This window comes from Flavobacterium sp. ALJ2, assembly GCF_015594725.1.
Classification (GTDB): Bacteria; Bacteroidota; Bacteroidia; order Flavobacteriales; family Flavobacteriaceae; genus Flavobacterium.
Genome location: NZ_JADNRC010000014.1, coordinates 1 through 17,880 on the forward strand (window position 1 = coordinate 1; position 17,880 = coordinate 17,880).

The following is a 17,880-nucleotide window of genomic DNA, read 5'->3' on the forward strand; positions in this document are numbered from 1 at the left end:
GAAATTATATGTTCCTACTGTTAATCCTGTTATAACTTTGGTTGCTGTGTTTCCTGTTATGTTCCCTGGATTGATTGTCCAAGTACCTGATGGCAATCCACTCAAAGTAACACTTCCTGTTGCCTCTGCGCATGTTGGCTGTGTAGGCACATTAGCTGTTGGCTTTCCTGGTGTTGCCGGTTGTGCGTTGATTACTGCAGTAGCTGATTCTCCTGAAGTACAAGTCCCAGATTTAGCAGTTACTTTATAGCTCCCTACTGATGCTGTTATCGTATTACCAATTTGAACAACTCCTGCTGTTGGAGATATTGTATACGTATATGATGAATTATAATTATCAATTGTAAAACTTCCTGTAGCTACAGCACAAGTTGGCTGTGTTACTACACTTACTGTTGGTAATAGAATCGATTTATTTATCGTAACTGTTCCACTTATGATGGCTTCTACACAAGGTGCTGTATGTCCAATAGTAGCTATTGTATAGGTACCGCTTGTTGTTGGAGTTCCTGAAATAGTTACTGTTTTTGCCGTTGGATCTACATCCCATTTTAATCCTGTTGGTAAATCCGTCACTGTAGCATTCGTAGCACTACCACCAAAAGTATAAACAGTCGTTGGAATTGCTGTTGCTGTACAAACTATAGGGTTTTGTGTACCACTGGTCAATACAATTGAAGAAGCCGTATTTATAACTGCTGCAACTGCAATTCTTGATGTCGTAGTACAGCCTTCAGCCGTAGTAGCGCCTACATAATAAGTTGTTGTTGTTGATAAATTTGGTATTTTAAATTCTGTTCCAATTCCTAATACTGATTCACTTATTGGACTTGCATACCAATTAATAGTTGCTCCTGCTGATGCAGTAGCCTTTAATATTAACTCTCCCGCACCACATCTAGAACCCTGTATAGTAGAAATAATTGTTGGAGAAGTATTTACTGTTGCTACAACTGCAGTTCTAGCTGAAGTACACCCATTATCAGTTACGCTAACATAATAAGTAGTTGTTGCTGATAGACTTGGTGTAGTGAAACTTGTTCCTGTACCCAATGATAATCCACCTGATGCAGCAGTATACCAGTTAATTGTTCCTGCTGATGCAGTAGCCTCCAAAGTTACTGTTCCTATATCACATCTTGATGCTGGTGTTGTTTTAATGATATTTGGTTTTGCATTAATAACAAAATTAGTAGCAGTTCGACAACTTGAAGTACCGGGACAAGCAGCAAAATACGTTTTAGTCTGTGCAGCACTAGCTACCGTTAAACCTGAACCAATAGTCTTAAACGGATTAAATGAAGCACCTGTAAATATTGCTGTCCCTCCAGTAGCATCAAGATACCATTGTATATCATCACTTGAACATGTAGAAGAAGTAACCCCTAATGAAGCACCTGCTGCGTCTCCCTGACAAACAGAAGCTCCTTTAGTCGCTGGCGCTCCAGTAACTGCATTTATAACTATATTAGCTGTAGGAGGTGAAGTACATCCTTCATTATTTGTTGCAGTAACTACATAAGCATTTGGCACCAATTCTGAGAATATTCCTGTTTCATTACTTTTGGGTGCCGTTACAGGATTCGTTCCTCTTAATGTATAACTTATGCCTGAACCATTAGCAAGACTAGTAACCGTTATCGTTCCTGTTGGTGTCTCACAAGTAGCTGGCGTAACCAAAGTTGTTGGCATTGTTGGTAATGCTAATATTTTTATATCATCAACAGTTGTATTAACCCCATTAAAATTTGATCCTGGAACACTTACTTGATTAACCCCTTGGTACGTTGTATTTGCTCCACCAGAGTTATCTATAGCCGCTGTTATTTTTCTAGTATCATTACCTGTTGCACGCGTTGGATCAAGATACAAAGCTTGTGCATTAGAACTATATGTCCCTGCCGCAATAGATGTTGTTACTTTCCCAATTAAGGTTATTGTAACCACTCCATTTTGAGCGATATTAAACCCTCCAAATAATGGTGCATTTGCCGTAACTGTATTAGCTAAAGATCCAGAAGGCCCTGACGCATCAATCGAATATGTCGCTGTTGCAGAATCAAATGTAATATTTTCTGGAAAACGGAAGTCTAAAACCACCCCAGCTGCATTTCCAATACCAGTATTTTTTATTTGAATTTCATAAGAAACCTTTTGATCAATCGAATTACAAGCTGATGCAGTAGGTAAAGCTTTTACTTTGGTATCAAGAATCGGAAAACAACTTGAATTAACTTGTAAATTTGGTGGTAAATCTGTAGTCGTAAATTTTGCCACATATCCATCTGTTCCATCCATAGCTCCATGTTGAGTACTAAAACCAGAAGTTCCTCCTTTAGTCATACCAGCAATACCTTTATTTACATTTGTAGTAATTGTCACTGCTCCCACAAGATTATGTCTGATGACACCACCACCACCACCACCACCTGGTCCGTGTTCGTTATTAACATCTTTTTCTGTATTTCCTCCGTTACCTCCTTTTGCATTAATTGTAATAGCACCTACACTGCTATTAGAAATATTTAATAGTACAGTTCCTCCAGCTCCAGCTCCACCGGCACCATCTGAAGAACTTGAATACACTCCTGGAGCTCCGTCTCCACCATTGGCTTCAATTAAACCAACGCCTTGAACAGTACCAGCATTAATAAGTATAATAGCACCTCCAACACCTCCTTTCACTCCATCGATAGCATTGTTAGCATCACCAGCACCTCCACCACCTCCCATGATAAGTCTTGTTAGCTCTGGAGTGTCTGTACGATACGATTTAAAACCTGGTCTTCCTCCTCCTGTAGCTGGATAAAGAGCACCTGTGGCACCCTGCCAACCATAACCACCTAAACCACCAAAACCGCCATTTCCACCTCCACCTCCACCAGTGTTATGATCATTACCACCTCCACCAGCATTGGCAGGAGCTCCCTTACCAGAAGATCCACCTGGCATGCCTTCAAGTACATTATCAACTTGATTAAAACCATCCCATAAATATTTAGGGGTTCCCGCTATACCTTCACCTTTTCCAGAAATAGCTGTATTTGCTGCATTACCCACATAAGTAGTTGAATTATTTATATCTGAGTCAGCTTTAGGGCTATATCCGCCTCTAAACCCCCTTGCAGTTCCATCAATTGAATATCCACCAAAATTGAAAGTTCCAGAAACATTAAAAGCAATAACTCCACCTGCAATACCATTAAATGGTGGTGTAGTTATTTTAGAAGTTAAGGTTAAATTAGAATATTGTGGCACTCTAACAATTTGAAATGTTTTCTTGCCTCTTGATCCATCTGCCGCAGCATTGTAGAAACTATTAAAAGCTCCACCACTAATACCTGTACCTTTAAATGTTAAATTCCCACCTGTTAGAGGGACGTTATTTGTTGCTATAACATATTCAAAAACACCTGTGTTTCCAATATCTGTAAATCCAGTACCTCCTAAAAGATCGAGACCACTATTTGAAGTTCCTGAACCATAATTATTATTATTTCTATAATCTATTGTAGCATCTTGCATTTGGATAATCAAGATTAAGTCCCCAACAGAAATTGGAATTGTACCAAAATTATTTTTATGAGTATCCATTTTTGGTACTCCTGCCAGCTTTATAGATTGTCCTCCTCTGTTCAGCGTAATATTTCCGTCAACAGGATAATATGTATTTACTGAGCTTGACACTGTAATAGGTCCATCTCCCCCAGGCGTTCCACAAATTTGTGAAAATAAGCTAGTTGAAAATAAAAAAAATATAATAAAAAATGAGCGCTTAAAAAAATCAAGCATTTTAAGAGTAGAATTAAACATAGATAGTTCTATTTGGGGTAATACTATAGAAATTCGAAAACCTATCGAAGGAATTCGAAAAATTTAAATTAAATAAAAGAGGTAGTTGAATCGAAAATCTTAGGATACGATTTTCTGAAATTTTATAAAAGTAAAATATAAAAAACGCCATAATGTAGATTCGGTTCGACTCAAATTAGTCTTAATGTTTATAGGAATAGGTAGTTTGGTGGGGCGAAAGTATATAAACAGTAAAATAATAACTACATTATTCGTTAAACTACCTGTTTTGTCGTTGAAATACTCTTTTTATCGAACAAAATCATGTTTAATAGCTAAAAAAAAATAACTTTTTAGTAACAATAAGTTTTTATTATAACAGAATAAGCTTTTTTTACAGAATTAATTCTGGTAATAAAAATCATAACTAATTAAATTTCAAAATAATATGTCCCGTCCTGAAATAGCGATACACTAAAACACAAGTGTAATAAAAACATCAGACAACCTTGGGATTCTAAAACGTACCAAAAAAGATTACTCGCCCTCATTTAAGTTGCAATTAGTTGAAGAGATAGAACAGGGATTCATAACAAAAGCTCAAGCAAAGCTTAAATATGGTATCCAAGGAGATTCCACCGTAACAAAATAGCTACGAAAATATGGCAACTTTGATTGGGAAAACCAATTACTTACAATTATGTCAAAAACTCCAGAACAAAGAATACTTAAACTTGAAGCTCAAGTTATATTATTAGAAAAATAGAAGGCCAGAGCTGAATATCTTGCTCAGCGTGCCGACAAGAAAGTTATTATTTTCGATATGCTAGTAGGTATGGCAGAATATGATATTCAAATAAGAAAAAATTGTACACCCGACTTATCGACTTCTTCAAAGAAGAACACAAAGAAACATTAGTTTCTACCTGTGATTTGCTCGGGGTAAATAGACAGGTATATTATCAATCAATAAAATCTAAAAAACTGAAACAATCCATAGCTCAAAAGTTATAGTTATGGATCGAAAGATTCGTATGGTCATGCCTAGATTAGGAGGTGAAAAACTATATTTTTTACTCAAAGAACAATTATTGCTCTTAAAAGTCCGAAGAGATAAGTTGTTTAGGATATTGAGAGCCAAGCATATGTTGATACCGTTCAAAAAGAAGTGCCATCTAACAACTGATTCATACCATCGATTTAGGAAGCACAAAAATTTAATAAGCACAATAGAAATAGAGAGACCTAAGTCTGTTTGGGTAAGCGATATAACATTCGTTGGAACTAGAAATAATCCATCTTATTTAGCATTGATAACCGATGCTTATTCAAAAAATATTATAGGCTTTGATGTGTCAAAAGTCTTTGAGTGTAGCAGGGTCTATCAAAGCACTTGAAATGGCATTATACAATCGAAATGATAGTACTGAATCCTTGATACATCACTCGGATAGAGGGTTACAATATTGCTCAAATGATTATCAAAGATTATTAAGCAAAAATAAGATAAGATCAAGTATGACTGAAAAATATGATCCTTATGAAAATGCAATAGCAGAAAGAGTCAATGGAATATTAAAACAAGAATTTGGTATAGCAAAGAAGATTAAAGATTTTAAAGTAAAAAAGCAACTTATCAAAAATGCAATAGAAATTTACAATCATAAAAGACCACACCTCTCAAACCAAATGCTTACACCTATACAAATGCACTCACAAAATAAACTCAAAAGAAAACAATACAAATCAAAAAAAGTTGAACAATGAAATCATTGTTCAACTTTAATTCATAAATTTAATCCTTTAATAATCTGTATCGGTTATTTAGGACTTGACATAAATCACTCTTGTGATGTAATTCTTTTTCTTAAAACCAAATTTTATTAACAAAAAAAGAAGACAAAAGCTATTTCAAGAAATCAATATTCCTCTTAAGCCCATCAAATTTTGTTCTTTTTATAGGTGAATTTTTAAACACTACACGAAAAGTTTCCTCTGTAATTTCTAACCATTCTTTTTTAGACATAGCCATTACATCTAGATTAGGGTTAAATAGTGGCTCAGAATGTGCTTTAGAGAATCGGTTCCAAGGACAAACATCTTGGCAAGTATCGCAACCAAATGCCCAATCATCAAACTTCCCTTTCATTTCTTGCGGAATATTCTCTTTAAGTTCTATTGTAAAATAAGAAATACATTTGCTTCCATCAACAATATACGGAGCAATAATTGCCTCTGTTGGACATGCATCAATACATGCAGTACACGAACCACAATGATCTGTGGTTGCATAATCGTATTCTAAATCTAAGTCTAAAATAAGTTCGGCTATAAAGTAAAAAGAGCCTACTTTTTGAGTTATTAAATTACTGTTTTTACCTATCCAACCCAAACCACTTTTAGCTGCCCAAGCTTTATCCAAAACTGGTGCTGAATCTACAAATACTCGTCCAGAAACGTCGCCTATATGCTCTTGAATAGAAAAAAGTAATTCTTTGAGTTTATCTTTAATAACAAAATGATAATCTTGTCCATATGCGTATTTAGATATTTTAAAACTATCTTTCTTTTGAGTTTCTGAAGGATAATAGTTAAGCAAAAGCGAAACTACACTCTTAGCATCGTCTACCAATAAAGTAGGATCTAAGCGTTTGTCGAAATGGTTCTCCATATAAGCCATTTGCCCATTATGATTTTTATTGAGCCAATCTTCTAATCTTGGAGCTTCTTGCTCTAAAAATCCAGCTTTGGAAATACCACAAGATAAAAACCCAAGCCTTTTGGCTTCAGATTTAATAAATTGTGAATATAAATTTTTAGAATTTATCAACGTGTAATTAATATAAAAGTGTTTTAATCCAGTCCTGAAAACCCTCTGGAATAATCACGTCTTTTTAAAATTTGTTTAACCAGAAAATATAGCTGACAGCAGTAGATTACTTCTGAAACTCTTTGAAAATTATTCAAAGATTAAAATAGCCCACCTTGAATATTAGTATTTATTTTACCCAAATGCTTATAGGCCTTATCTGTAACTTCACGCCCACGCGGAGTTCTCATAATAAATCCCTCCTGAATCAAGAATGGTTCATATACTTCTTCAATAGTTTCGCTACTTTCAGAAACAGCCGTTGCAAGTGTGGATAAACCAACTGGCCCTCCTTTAAACTTACTGATAATGGTAAGAAGGATTTTATTATCCATTTCGTCCAAACCATGTGCATCAACGTTTAAAGCTTTTAATGCATATTGCGCAATAGCCAAATCGATAGTTCCGTTTCCCTTAATTTGAGCAAAATCACGAACACGTCGCAATAATGCATTTGCAATACGAGGGGTTCCTCGACTACGTCCTGCAATCTCAATTGCAGCGTCTAACGAAATCGGCATTTTTAATATAGAGGCACTTCTTTCTACAATTGTAGTTAAGAGTTCCGTAGTATAATATTGTAATCGTGACGAAATACCAAAACGAGCTCGCATTGGAGCCGTAAGCAAACCCGAGCGTGTAGTTGCTCCAATTAAAGTAAATGGATTTAAGTTAATTTGTACAGTTCGCGCATTTGGCCCAGATTCAATCATGATATCAATCTTAAAATCTTCCATTGCTGAATATAAATACTCTTCAACAATTGGGCTTAACCGGTGAATTTCATCTATGAATAAAACATCCCTCTCATCAAGATTAGTCAATAATCCTGCCAAATCTCCTGGTTTGTCTAAAACTGGCCCCGAAGTAATCTTAATTCCAACTTCTAACTCATTCGCAAGAATATTAGCCAAAGTTGTTTTTCCTAACCCAGGAGGCCCATGAAAAAGCGTATGATCTAATGCTTCATTACGTTGGTTGGCTGCAGCTACAAAGACTTTCAGGTTTTCTAAAACCTGGTCCTGTCCTGCAAAATCATCAAATGAAAGTGGTCTTAATCTTTTTTCAAGATCAATTTCTTCTGGATTATAGCTGTTCGTAGTTGGATCTAAATTTTCATTCATAGAGCAAAGATAGATAAAGAAAAAGGAAGACAAAAAAAAACCTCTACTAAGAGTAGAGGTTTAAAATATTTTTTAATGATGAAGAACTTCTTCTCCTTCTTTCATTGGTACGTTTTGAGGAACAAAATCAACGTCATAGTTTGGATTACTATAGTCATATGGCCAACGGTAAACATGAGGGATTTCTCCTGGCCAGTTACCGTGAATATGCTCAACTGGTGTAGTCCACTCTAAAGTTGTTGATCTCCATGGATTTTGTACTGCTTTCTTACCATAGAAAATGCTACTAAAGAAATTATACAAGAAAACTAATTGGAAAACTCCACCAACTAAAGCAAATACTGTTATTAAAATGTTTACATTTTGTAAATCATCAAATAAAGGGAAACTTGTATTAGTATAGTAACGTCTTGGTAAACCAGCTAATCCAATAAAGTGCATTGGAAAAAACACTCCGTAAGCACAAACTGCTGTTACCCAAAAGTGAATATATCCTAAATTCTTATTTAACATTCTACCATACATTTTTGGGAACCAGTGGTAAATACCAGCAAACATTCCGTAAAGTGCAGAGATACCCATTACTAAGTGAAAGTGAGCAATTACAAAATATGTATCGTGAACATTAATATCTAAAGTACTATCCCCTAATATGATTCCTGTTAAACCTCCTGTAATGAAAGTAGAAACCATACCTATAGAAAATAACATTGCAGGATTAAATTGTAGATTACCTTTCCATAAAGTTGTAATCCAGTTAAATGCTTTTACAGCAGAAGGAATTGCAATCAATAATGTTGTAAATGTAAATACAGATCCTAAAAATGGGTTCATTCCTGAAACAAACATATGGTGACCCCAAACGATTGTTGAAAGGAAAGCAATTGCCAAAACTGACATAATCATCGCTCTATAACCAAAAATTGGTTTACGTGAATTAGTAGCCATAATTTCAGAAACCAATCCCATAGCAGGTAAGATTACAATATATACCTCAGGGTGACCAAGGAACCAAAACAAGTGTTCGAATAAAACTGGCGAACCACCTTGATAATGTAAAACTTCTCCAGCAATATAAATATCGGACAAGAAAAATGAAGTACCAAAACTTCTGTCAAAAATCAACAATAATGCTGCTGATAATAAAACCGGGAATGAAATAACTCCAATAACTGCTGTCACGAAGAATGTCCATATAGTTAAAGGTAATCTAGTCATAGACATCCCTTTTGTTCTTAAATTAATAACAGTAACGATATAATTTAATGATCCCATTAATGATGATGCAATAAAAATTGCCATAGAAATCAACCATAATGTCATACCTGTCCCTGAACCAGGAATCGCTTGCGGTAAAGCACTTAATGGTGGATATATTGTCCATCCTGATGAAGCAGGTCCAGCTTCAACGAAAAGAGAACATAACATTATAACTGCTGATAAGAAAAACAACCAATAAGATACCATATTCAAAAATCCTGAAGCCATATCTCTAGCTCCAATTTGAAGAGGAATCAATAAGTTACTAAACGTACCACTTAAACCAGCTGTTAAAACAAAGAATACCATGATTGTACCATGAATGGTAACCAACGCAAGATAAACATCATTAGTCATAACACCATCTGGTGCAAATTTATCTCCTAATAAAACATTAAAAATTTTAAAAGACTCTTCAGGCCATGCTAATTGCATTCTAAAAAGCAAGGACATTGCAATACCTATTACCCCCATAATAATACCTGTAAGAAGGTATTGTTTGGCAATCATTTTGTGATCAATACTAAAGATATATTTAGTAATGAATGTGTCTTTATGGTGGTGTTCATGTTCGTGATCTTGTCCGTGATCGTGACCTTCTGCTGACATATATGTATACTTTAAATTTCTTAATAAATATTATTTCATAGCTACTTTAGGAGCTTCTACTTTAGCAGTAGTATCTACTTTAGTAGTATCAGAACTTCCTGCCGCACCTTCTGCTGGAGCTGGAGCTACTGCTGCCTTAATATCCTGAGCTAATGTTGTTTTTTCGCTTAACCATTTTTTATAATCTTCTGGAGTATCAACTACAATTTTCATTTGCATGTTGTAGTGTGATGTACCACAAATTTTATTACAAAGTAACAAATAATCAAAAGTATAAGGATCTAAAGCTGTTTCACCTTTTGCAACTAATTCAACACTTTTCTTAGAACGAATTGAATTAATATGAGAAACTTTCTCTACCATATAAGGCAATTCTCTGTATTCTGCAGTAGTATAAACTGGCGTAAAAGCAAATTCAGTAACCATTCCAGGAACACAATTCATTTGCGCTCTAAAGTGAGGCATATATGCTGAGTGTAAAACATCTTGAGAACGCATTTTAAAATGAACTTTCTTTCCTTTTGGAATATGTAATTCTGAAACCACAATATCATCTTGTGAATATGGATCAGACATATCAACTCCTAAAGTGTTTATACCTTCAATTAATCTTACGTTAGCTTTTCCTAAAACATTATCTGGACCAGCATATCTTGCTGTCCATTTAAACTGTTGAGCGTATAATTCGACAACTATAGTATCTTCATCTTCATCAACAAACATAATATTATTCCAAGCATATAATCCGTAAAGAATTAATCCCGCTAAAACTACCGCTGGAATAACACTCCAAAGTGCCTCTAATCTATTATTATCTGCAAAATACAATGCTTTTTTATCTTTATCTCCTTTATATTTAAAAGAAAAATAATGAAGTAAACCTTGAGTAATAAATTGAACTATGAAAATTAAAACCCAACTAATATTCATAAGACTATCAACCAAACTACCATGCTCAGAAGCTGGTGTATGTAATACTAATGGACCCCATTTTATCAATCCATATATAGTAAATACATATATGAATGCTAAAAACCCAAACATTAAATATCCTTGAATATTATTATCGTTATCAGATGCAACCTGAGAATCGTCCGAATTTACTCCTACCTGAGTAAGATCAAATATCTTGGTCAATTGCCATAATGCTACAGCTAATAAAACTAAAACTAAAATTACCAACAAACTTATCATCTGTTTATTTCTTTAAATATTAATAATGAAAATGTTTACTTTCTTCTATAAATGGATTTCTTTTTGGTAACAAAGGAGCTTTAGTCAATGCAGTAAAAACTATAAAAATAAATAATCCTAAGAAGAAAAGTACTGATGCAATTTCTGAAACACCAATAAACCATCTATCACCTACTGTACCAGGCATAATCATATTAAAGAAATCAAGATAATGTCCTAATAAAATTACAATTCCAGCCATAACTATAACCCAACTGATTCTCTTGAAATCTGTATTGATTAAAATCAATAGCGGGAAAAGGAAATTCATAACAACCGCTCCAAAGAAAGGAAGATTATAAAGTTGTATTCTAGTTACAAAATAAGTAACCTCCTCTGGTATATTAGCATACCAAATTAACATGAATTGTGAGAACCATAAATAAGTCCAAAAAACACTAATACCAAACATAAATTTAGCAAGATCATGAATATGGCTTGTATTTACATGCTCTAAATACCCTTTAGATTTCAAGTATACTGTTACTAATGCTATTGTAGTGATACCACTTACAAAGAAACTAGCAAACACATACCATCCAAACAATGTACTATACCAGTGTGGGTCAATAGACATAATCCAATCCCAAGACATAATAGATTCAGAAACTATAAAGAATACTAGGAATCCAGCAGTCATTTTGAAATTCTTTTTGTAATTCAAATCATCTTGAGCTTCATCTTGAGCTAAACATCTTTGTCTTGTATAGTAGTTATATAAATTCCATCCAATCAAAAATATAGCAGCTCTAATAATCCAAAAAGGAAAATTTAAATATCCTGCTTTATTAGCTATTATTGCATCATAATTAGGACTGTTAGGATCCGTTACACCATCTCCTAACCAAACAAACACATGGTTAAAGTGTAATCCGCAGAGCACTAGAATAATAAAAAATATTATAGAACCAACAGGTAAGTAAGCAGTTATACCCTGCATAACTCTAAATAATACAGGAGACCATCCTGCTTGTGCAACTTGTTGAATAGCGTAAAACGCAAGGACTCCCATAGAAAGTAGCAAAAAGAAAATACAAGCAACATATAATGCTGACCATGGTTTATTTTGCAATTGGTGTAAAACATGATTTAAATGTTTTGTATGCTCATCTGCAGCACCAACTTGAGCGTGTTCTTTTTTTCCTTCAGCATGTGCATCATGAGCTGTGGCAGTATCATGAGTAGCTTCAGCTTGTACACCATGAGCAGACTCAGCAGTAGCCTCACCGTGACCTCCATGTGACTCAGCAGCTAGTATTTTTTCAACTTCTTGAATATCTTTAGGTGCATTTAAAAAACCATACCCAATACCCAAAAGACCTAAAGCCATTAAGATGATAGAAAAAGTTTTTAATTTACTTGAAAATGTATACATATCTAATACGATCAGTTTGTTCAACAATTATTATAATTGGCTTTTTAGTTTTAGAACATAGTCAGCAACTAACCAACGTTCGTGAGTATTTAATTGATTTGCATGAGAACCCATTGCATTTAACCCATAAGTCTCAACATGAAAAATACTTCCCTCAGTGATTTCTCTATCCTTATAACTAGGAACTCCAAGAAATTTTTCTCTTTCTACCAATTTACCTTTTCCATTTCCAGTTGCACCATGACAACTCATACAATAGATCTCATAAAGTTCTTTTCCTTTTTCAGATTTTCTATCTAAAGAATCTAAAGGCGATTTTAAATTAGCTTTTGCCAATTCATAACCTGCGGTAGAATTCTCATATTCATAAGGTTCAAAACCTCTATTTATAGTTCCGTTGGCAGGAAGTTGAGCTTCCTTTCCTCCTTTAAATACACTAGCTTCTGCATATGGTTCATATGCTAAAGACTCATACATATTAGGGAAGTACTGATAGTTTGGTGCCGAAATATTGTGGCATGATGAAACTAAAATAGTTATACCAACTAAAAGTGTTATTTTATATATACCTTTCATAGCTACAATTAATTCTTTTCTATTACTTTAACTTCTACAGCTCCCGTGTTTTGGAAAAAAGAAACTAATTCTTCTTCATTATTGTTAACAGCAACTTCCATTAAAAAATGGTCATCTGTTGTTCTTACATCCGGGTTTTCTGCTTCTTTAAATGGCCATAATCTACTTCTCATATAAAAAGTGATTACCATTAAGTGAGCTGCGAAAAACACTGTCATTTCAAACATAATTGGCACGAATGCTGGCATATTCTGAATGAAACTGAAACTTGGTTTTCCACCAATATCTTGAGGCCAATCATGAATCATAATATAACTCATCATCGTAGTCGCTACAGTTATACCAACACATCCATATAAAAAAGAACATATTGCTAATCTTGTTGGCGCTAAGCCCATTGCTTTATCCAATCCGTGTACCGGAAATGGAGTAAATACTTCTTCAATATGATGATGTGCAGCTCTAGTTTTCTTTACAGCATCCATCAAAATATCATCGTCATTATAAATGGCGTATATTACTTTATTACTCATGATGTGAATCTTTATTTGCTCTTTCTCTTATGTAATTATCTCCTGTTCCTTTCAAAATAGTTTTCACCTCTGCCTGAGCAATAACTGGGAATGTTCTAGAGTAAAGTAAAAACAATACGAAGAAGAAACCAATTGTTCCGATGAAAATTCCAATATCAACAAATGTTGGTGAAAACATTGTCCAAGAAGATGGAAGATAATCTCTATGTAAAGAAGTAACAATAATTACGAATCTTTCAAACCACATTCCGATGTTTACAACAATCGAAATTATAAATGAGAACATGATACTTGTTCTTAGTTTTTTGAACCACATGAATTGTGGAGAGAAAACATTACAAGTCATCATTGACCAATATGCCCACCAGTAAGGTCCAGTAGCTCTATTCAAGAATGCATATTGCTCGTATTCTACTCCTGAATACCAAGCTACGAATAACTCAGTTATATAAGCAACCCCTACGATAGATCCCGTAATCATAATTACGATATTCATTAATTCGATATGTTGGATTGTAATATAAGCTTCAAGATTAGAAACTTTTCTCATAATGATCAACAATGTATTTACCATTGCAAATCCTGAGAAAACCGCTCCTGCAACGAAATAAGGAGGGAAAATTGTTGTATGCCATCCTGGAATTACAGATGTTGCAAAGTCCATAGATACAATTGTATGTACAGATAGTACAAGTGGAGTAGCTAAACCTGCAAGTACTAAAGATACTTCTTCAAAACGTTGCCAGTCTTTTGCTCTACCGCTCCATCCAAAACTCAAGATAGAATAAACTCTTTTATTAAAAGGTGTTATTGCTCTATCACGTAGCATAGCAAAATCAGGTAATAAACCAGTCCACCAGAAAACTAATGATACTGAAAGATACGTTGAGATTGCAAAAACATCCCAAAGTAATGGGGAGTTAAAGTTTACCCATAATGAACCAAATTGGTTTGGTATAGGTAATACCCAGTATGCTAACCATGGACGTCCCATGTGAATAATTGGAAATAAACCTGCTTGGACAACTGAGAAAATTGTCATTGCTTCTGCAGAACGGTTAATCGCCATTCTCCAACGTTGACGGAAAAGTAATAATACTGCTGAAATTAAAGTTCCGGCGTGACCAATACCTACCCACCAAACAAAGTTTGTGATATCCCAAGCCCAACCAACTGTTTTATTTAATCCCCATGTTCCGATACCTGTAGATACGGTGTAAATTATACAGCCTAATCCCCAAAGGAAAGCTGTTAATGCGATTGAAAATACAATCCACCAATGTTTATTTGCTTTACCTTCAACAGGTGCAGCTACATCTACAGTTACATCGTGATAAGATTTATCACCTATAACTAAAGGTTTTCTAATGGGTGCTTCGTAGTGAGACGACATAATCCTTTATATTGTTTCTTAATTAATAATTTTTTGTACTAAGTATTTCTAACTTTAACGTGATAAATCACATTAGGTTTTGTTCCAACATGCTCCAATAAATGATACATTCTATCGTCAGCGGCTAATTTAGTCACTTGACTTTCTTTATCATTTACATCACCAAATACCATTGCGCCAGAAGAACAAGCGTTAGAACAAGCTGTTTGGAATTCTCCATCAACTACTGATCTACCTTCATTCTTAGCTTTTAATATTGTAGCTTGTGTCATTTGAATACACATAGAACATTTCTCCATAACTCCACGAGAACGAACGTTAACGTCTGGGTTTAAAACCATACGTCCTAAATCATCATTCATGTGATAATCAAATTCACTGTTTTTGTTGTACAAGAACCAGTTAAAACGACGTACTTTATACGGACAGTTATTAGCACAGTAACGAGTACCAACACATCTGTTATAAGCCATTTGGTTTTGTCCTTGACGTCCATGTGAAGTTGCCGCAACTGGACAAACAGTTTCACAAGGTGCATGATTACAGTGCTGACACATTACTGGTTGGAAAGAAACTTGTGGATTATCTCCTGCTTTTTCCATTTCGTTAAATGTAGACAATGAACTCGACAATCCTGCTATATTTTCTTTTCTTTCGTTATCTCCAGCAAAAGTACTTTCAGAAGAATAATATCTATCGATACGCAACCAATGCATATCACGACTTCTTCTTACTTCGTCCTTACCTACTACTGGTACATTGTTTTCAGCGTGACAAGCTATAACACAAGCCCCACATCCTGTACAAGCATTTAAATCAATTGAAAGATTAAAGTGATGTCCTGTTGAACGATCAAATGAATCCCACAAATCGACAGACGTAGCTGCAACTTCGTTGTGATCTAAAGAAACCATTGGTTGTTGATTCCAAAATTCAGCATCTTTAGTATTAAATATTTCAAGAGAGGTTTCTTTAATAATATCTCCTCTTCCCATTAAAGTTTTCTGACCTTGCACGCAAGCAAATTCATGTTCTCCTTTTGCTTTTTCAAGCTTAACAGATTGAATGTCATTAAAACCTTTATATAAAGAGTAAGCATTTAAACCTACAATCATTTCTTCTTTTAGAGCTGCTTTACGTCCGTAACCTAAGGCTAAACCAATAGTTCCCACTGCTTGTCCAGGCTGCACAATTACAGGCACATTTTCAAGTTTGATTCCATCAGCTGTTGTAATAGTAGCATAACTTCCGTTTAAACCACCATTAGCCACAATTTCATTAGACATTTTCAATTTCTTCGCATCAGCGTTAGAAACAGTTACATAATTATCCCAAGAAACTCTTGTGATTGGATCTGGAAACTCTTGTAACCAAGGATTATTTGCTTGCTGCCCATCTCCCATTCCTGTCTTAGTATACAATACTAATTCGAAATCACCTAAAGCTTTTGATTGTGACACTGCATTTGCAGCTACACTATAATCAACAGAACCTGCAGAAAGCGCCGTAGAACTTCCTACATAAATACCATCATGTAATACTTTATTCCAACTAGAACCAGCAATTATCCCAGAAGCGTTTGCTTTGATATAATCATAAAAAGTTCCAGAATCTCCCGTTAGAGACAATAAAACATCTTGAAATTGTTTTGTGTCAAATATAGGGCGAATAGTTGGCTGAGTAAGACCATAAGTTCCTTTTGTAATAGATACATCATTCCAAGCCTCTAAGTAATGAGGAACTGGAGCAGCAATTGTAGAAAGCAAAGCAGTTTCATCTTCTTTTAGAGAAAAAGCAACTGAAGTATTAACTTTTTTCAATCCAGCAACGAAAGATTCGCTATCTGCCAATGTATAAACTGGATTAACACCACTCATAAGTAAAGTATGAACGCTTCCTGCTTTCATATCATTAATTAATTGAGCTACTTTAGTGTCAGATCCTTTTCTTATTTGTCTCGTTTCTGAAGTAGTAAAAGCTTCACTTGCCAACACTTGGTTGATAGCCAAAACTAATAACTGAGCATTTTTATCTTGAATTCCAGATACCAATACCCCTTTTGAACCAGCAGCTTTTAATTGTTGAGCCGCTTTAGTAACTTCTGCCTTAAACTGGCTGTCTAAATTAACAGTTACAGAAGAACCAGTTACAATATTATATATATGTACTAATGCTTGTTTTTGATTTGCAGTTGACATAGGCAAACGCTTATCAGCAGCAGCACCAGACAAAGTCATGTTTGCTTCTAATTGAAAGTGACGAGACATTTTTCCATTTCTAGGAATACGTCCTTGTGCATAACCAGAGTCATACCCTCCTCCTTGCCAATCTCCTAGAAAGTCAGCTCCTACCGAAACGATAAGCGATGCTTTTGAGAAATCGTAATTAACTAAAGCTCTTTCACCATAAACCGTTTCAAATGCATCCAAAGCAGATGATGACGATATCGCATCATAAACAACATGTTTCGCATTAGGGGTTTTAGCTATAAACTCAGCTATTAATTTTTCAGTCGATGGACTTGCTAAAGTATTTGTTAATAAAACGATTTGACCACCTTTAGTATTTGCCTCGGCAATACTTGATTTAATTTTCAAATCAACAGCAGACCAAGTTGCATTTTTTCCTTCCAACTTAGGTTCTTTCAAACGCATACTATCATATAATGACAATATAGACGCATGAATTCTAGCATTGGCTGAAAATTTCGCTCCTGAAATTGTGTTATTGTCAATTTTAATAGGACGCCCTTCACGTGTTTTTACTAAAAGATTAGCAAAATCGAAACCATCAAAAACAGTAGTCGCATAATAATCTGCTACTCCTGGTATGATTTGTTCTGGTTGCAGTACATAAGGTATCGATTTGTGAACAGGGCCTTCGCAAGCTGCAAGCGTAACTGCCGCAGTACTAAACCCAACGTACTTTAAAAAGTCACGACGTGATGTTGAAGACGAAGCTAATGCTCCTGCATTTCCTAAAAATTCATCAGTAGGAATTTCTTCAACAAATTCGTTATTTCTAAGCGCCTCAACAATAGAACTATTTTCGTCTAGCTCTTCAACACTTTTCCAGTATTTTTTGTTTGATGACATTGTATATAAATATTAAAATCT

General features: G+C 34.7%; 11 protein-coding genes and 1 pseudogene. 2 read left to right on the top strand and 10 right to left on the bottom strand.

The genetic code is table 11. The features are described from left to right. A pseudogene (locus IUY40_RS19670) lies at positions 1-3,687 on the bottom strand (hypothetical protein); the annotation flags it as partial. A gap of 1,121 nt (positions 3,688-4,808) precedes the next feature. Here IUY40_RS19670 and IUY40_RS19520 point away from each other — a divergent pair. Next, positions 4,809-5,189, top strand: coding sequence for a hypothetical protein (locus tag IUY40_RS19520; RefSeq protein ID WP_229335577.1), 381 nt, complete (start codon positions 4,809-4,811; stop codon positions 5,187-5,189). A 1-nt stretch (position 5,190) separates the two neighbouring features. Continuing rightward, entirely contained in the window at positions 5,191-5,559 is a 369-nt protein-coding gene (locus IUY40_RS19525; RefSeq protein WP_229335579.1) for an integrase core domain-containing protein, read from the top strand. A 139-nt stretch (positions 5,560-5,698) separates the two neighbouring features. Here IUY40_RS19525 and queG read toward each other — a convergent pair whose 3' ends face one another. From queG to IUY40_RS15300, 9 genes are all read right to left on the bottom strand, one after another. After that, positions 5,699-6,622, bottom strand: a complete 924-nt coding sequence (queG, locus tag IUY40_RS15260; protein ID WP_195737727.1) for a tRNA epoxyqueuosine(34) reductase QueG — start codon at positions 6,620-6,622, stop codon at positions 5,699-5,701. 140 nt (positions 6,623-6,762) lie between these two features. Beyond that, positions 6,763-7,785 carry a Holliday junction branch migration DNA helicase RuvB gene (ruvB, locus tag IUY40_RS15265; RefSeq protein WP_195737728.1) on the bottom strand — a complete coding sequence of 341 codons (1,023 nt, stop codon included), beginning with the start codon at positions 7,783-7,785 and terminating at the stop codon, positions 6,763-6,765. Positions 7,786-7,857: 72 nt separating this feature from the next. After that, entirely contained in the window at positions 7,858-9,654 is a 1,797-nt protein-coding gene (locus IUY40_RS15270; protein ID WP_195737729.1) for a cbb3-type cytochrome c oxidase subunit I, read from the bottom strand. A gap of 30 nt (positions 9,655-9,684) precedes the next feature. Beyond that, positions 9,685-10,848, bottom strand: a complete 1,164-nt coding sequence (locus IUY40_RS15275; protein WP_195737730.1) for a cytochrome c oxidase subunit II — start codon at positions 10,846-10,848, stop codon at positions 9,685-9,687. A gap of 19 nt (positions 10,849-10,867) precedes the next feature. Then, positions 10,868-12,262 (bottom strand): quinol:cytochrome C oxidoreductase, encoded by a 1,395-nt coding sequence (locus IUY40_RS15280; protein ID WP_195737731.1) that lies wholly within the window; start codon positions 12,260-12,262, stop codon positions 10,868-10,870. Positions 12,263-12,292: 30 nt separating this feature from the next. Beyond that, positions 12,293-12,838: a cytochrome c gene (locus tag IUY40_RS15285; protein ID WP_195737732.1), complete on the bottom strand. Its 546-nt coding sequence runs from the start codon at positions 12,836-12,838 to the stop codon at positions 12,293-12,295. Positions 12,839-12,846: 8 nt separating this feature from the next. Beyond that, a complete protein-coding gene (locus IUY40_RS15290) occupies positions 12,847-13,371 on the bottom strand; it encodes a DUF3341 domain-containing protein (protein ID WP_195737733.1) in 525 nt (174 codons plus the stop codon). After that, positions 13,364-14,764: an NrfD/PsrC family molybdoenzyme membrane anchor subunit gene (gene nrfD, locus IUY40_RS15295; RefSeq protein ID WP_195737734.1), complete on the bottom strand. Its 1,401-nt coding sequence runs from the start codon at positions 14,762-14,764 to the stop codon at positions 13,364-13,366. The genes IUY40_RS15290 and nrfD overlap by 8 nt, the downstream gene beginning before the upstream one ends. A gap of 38 nt (positions 14,765-14,802) precedes the next feature. After that, on the bottom strand, positions 14,803-17,859 hold the full coding sequence (locus tag IUY40_RS15300; RefSeq protein WP_195737735.1) for a TAT-variant-translocated molybdopterin oxidoreductase: 3,057 nt from the start codon (positions 17,857-17,859) through the stop codon (positions 14,803-14,805). Between the last annotated feature and the right edge of the window lie 21 nt (positions 17,860-17,880).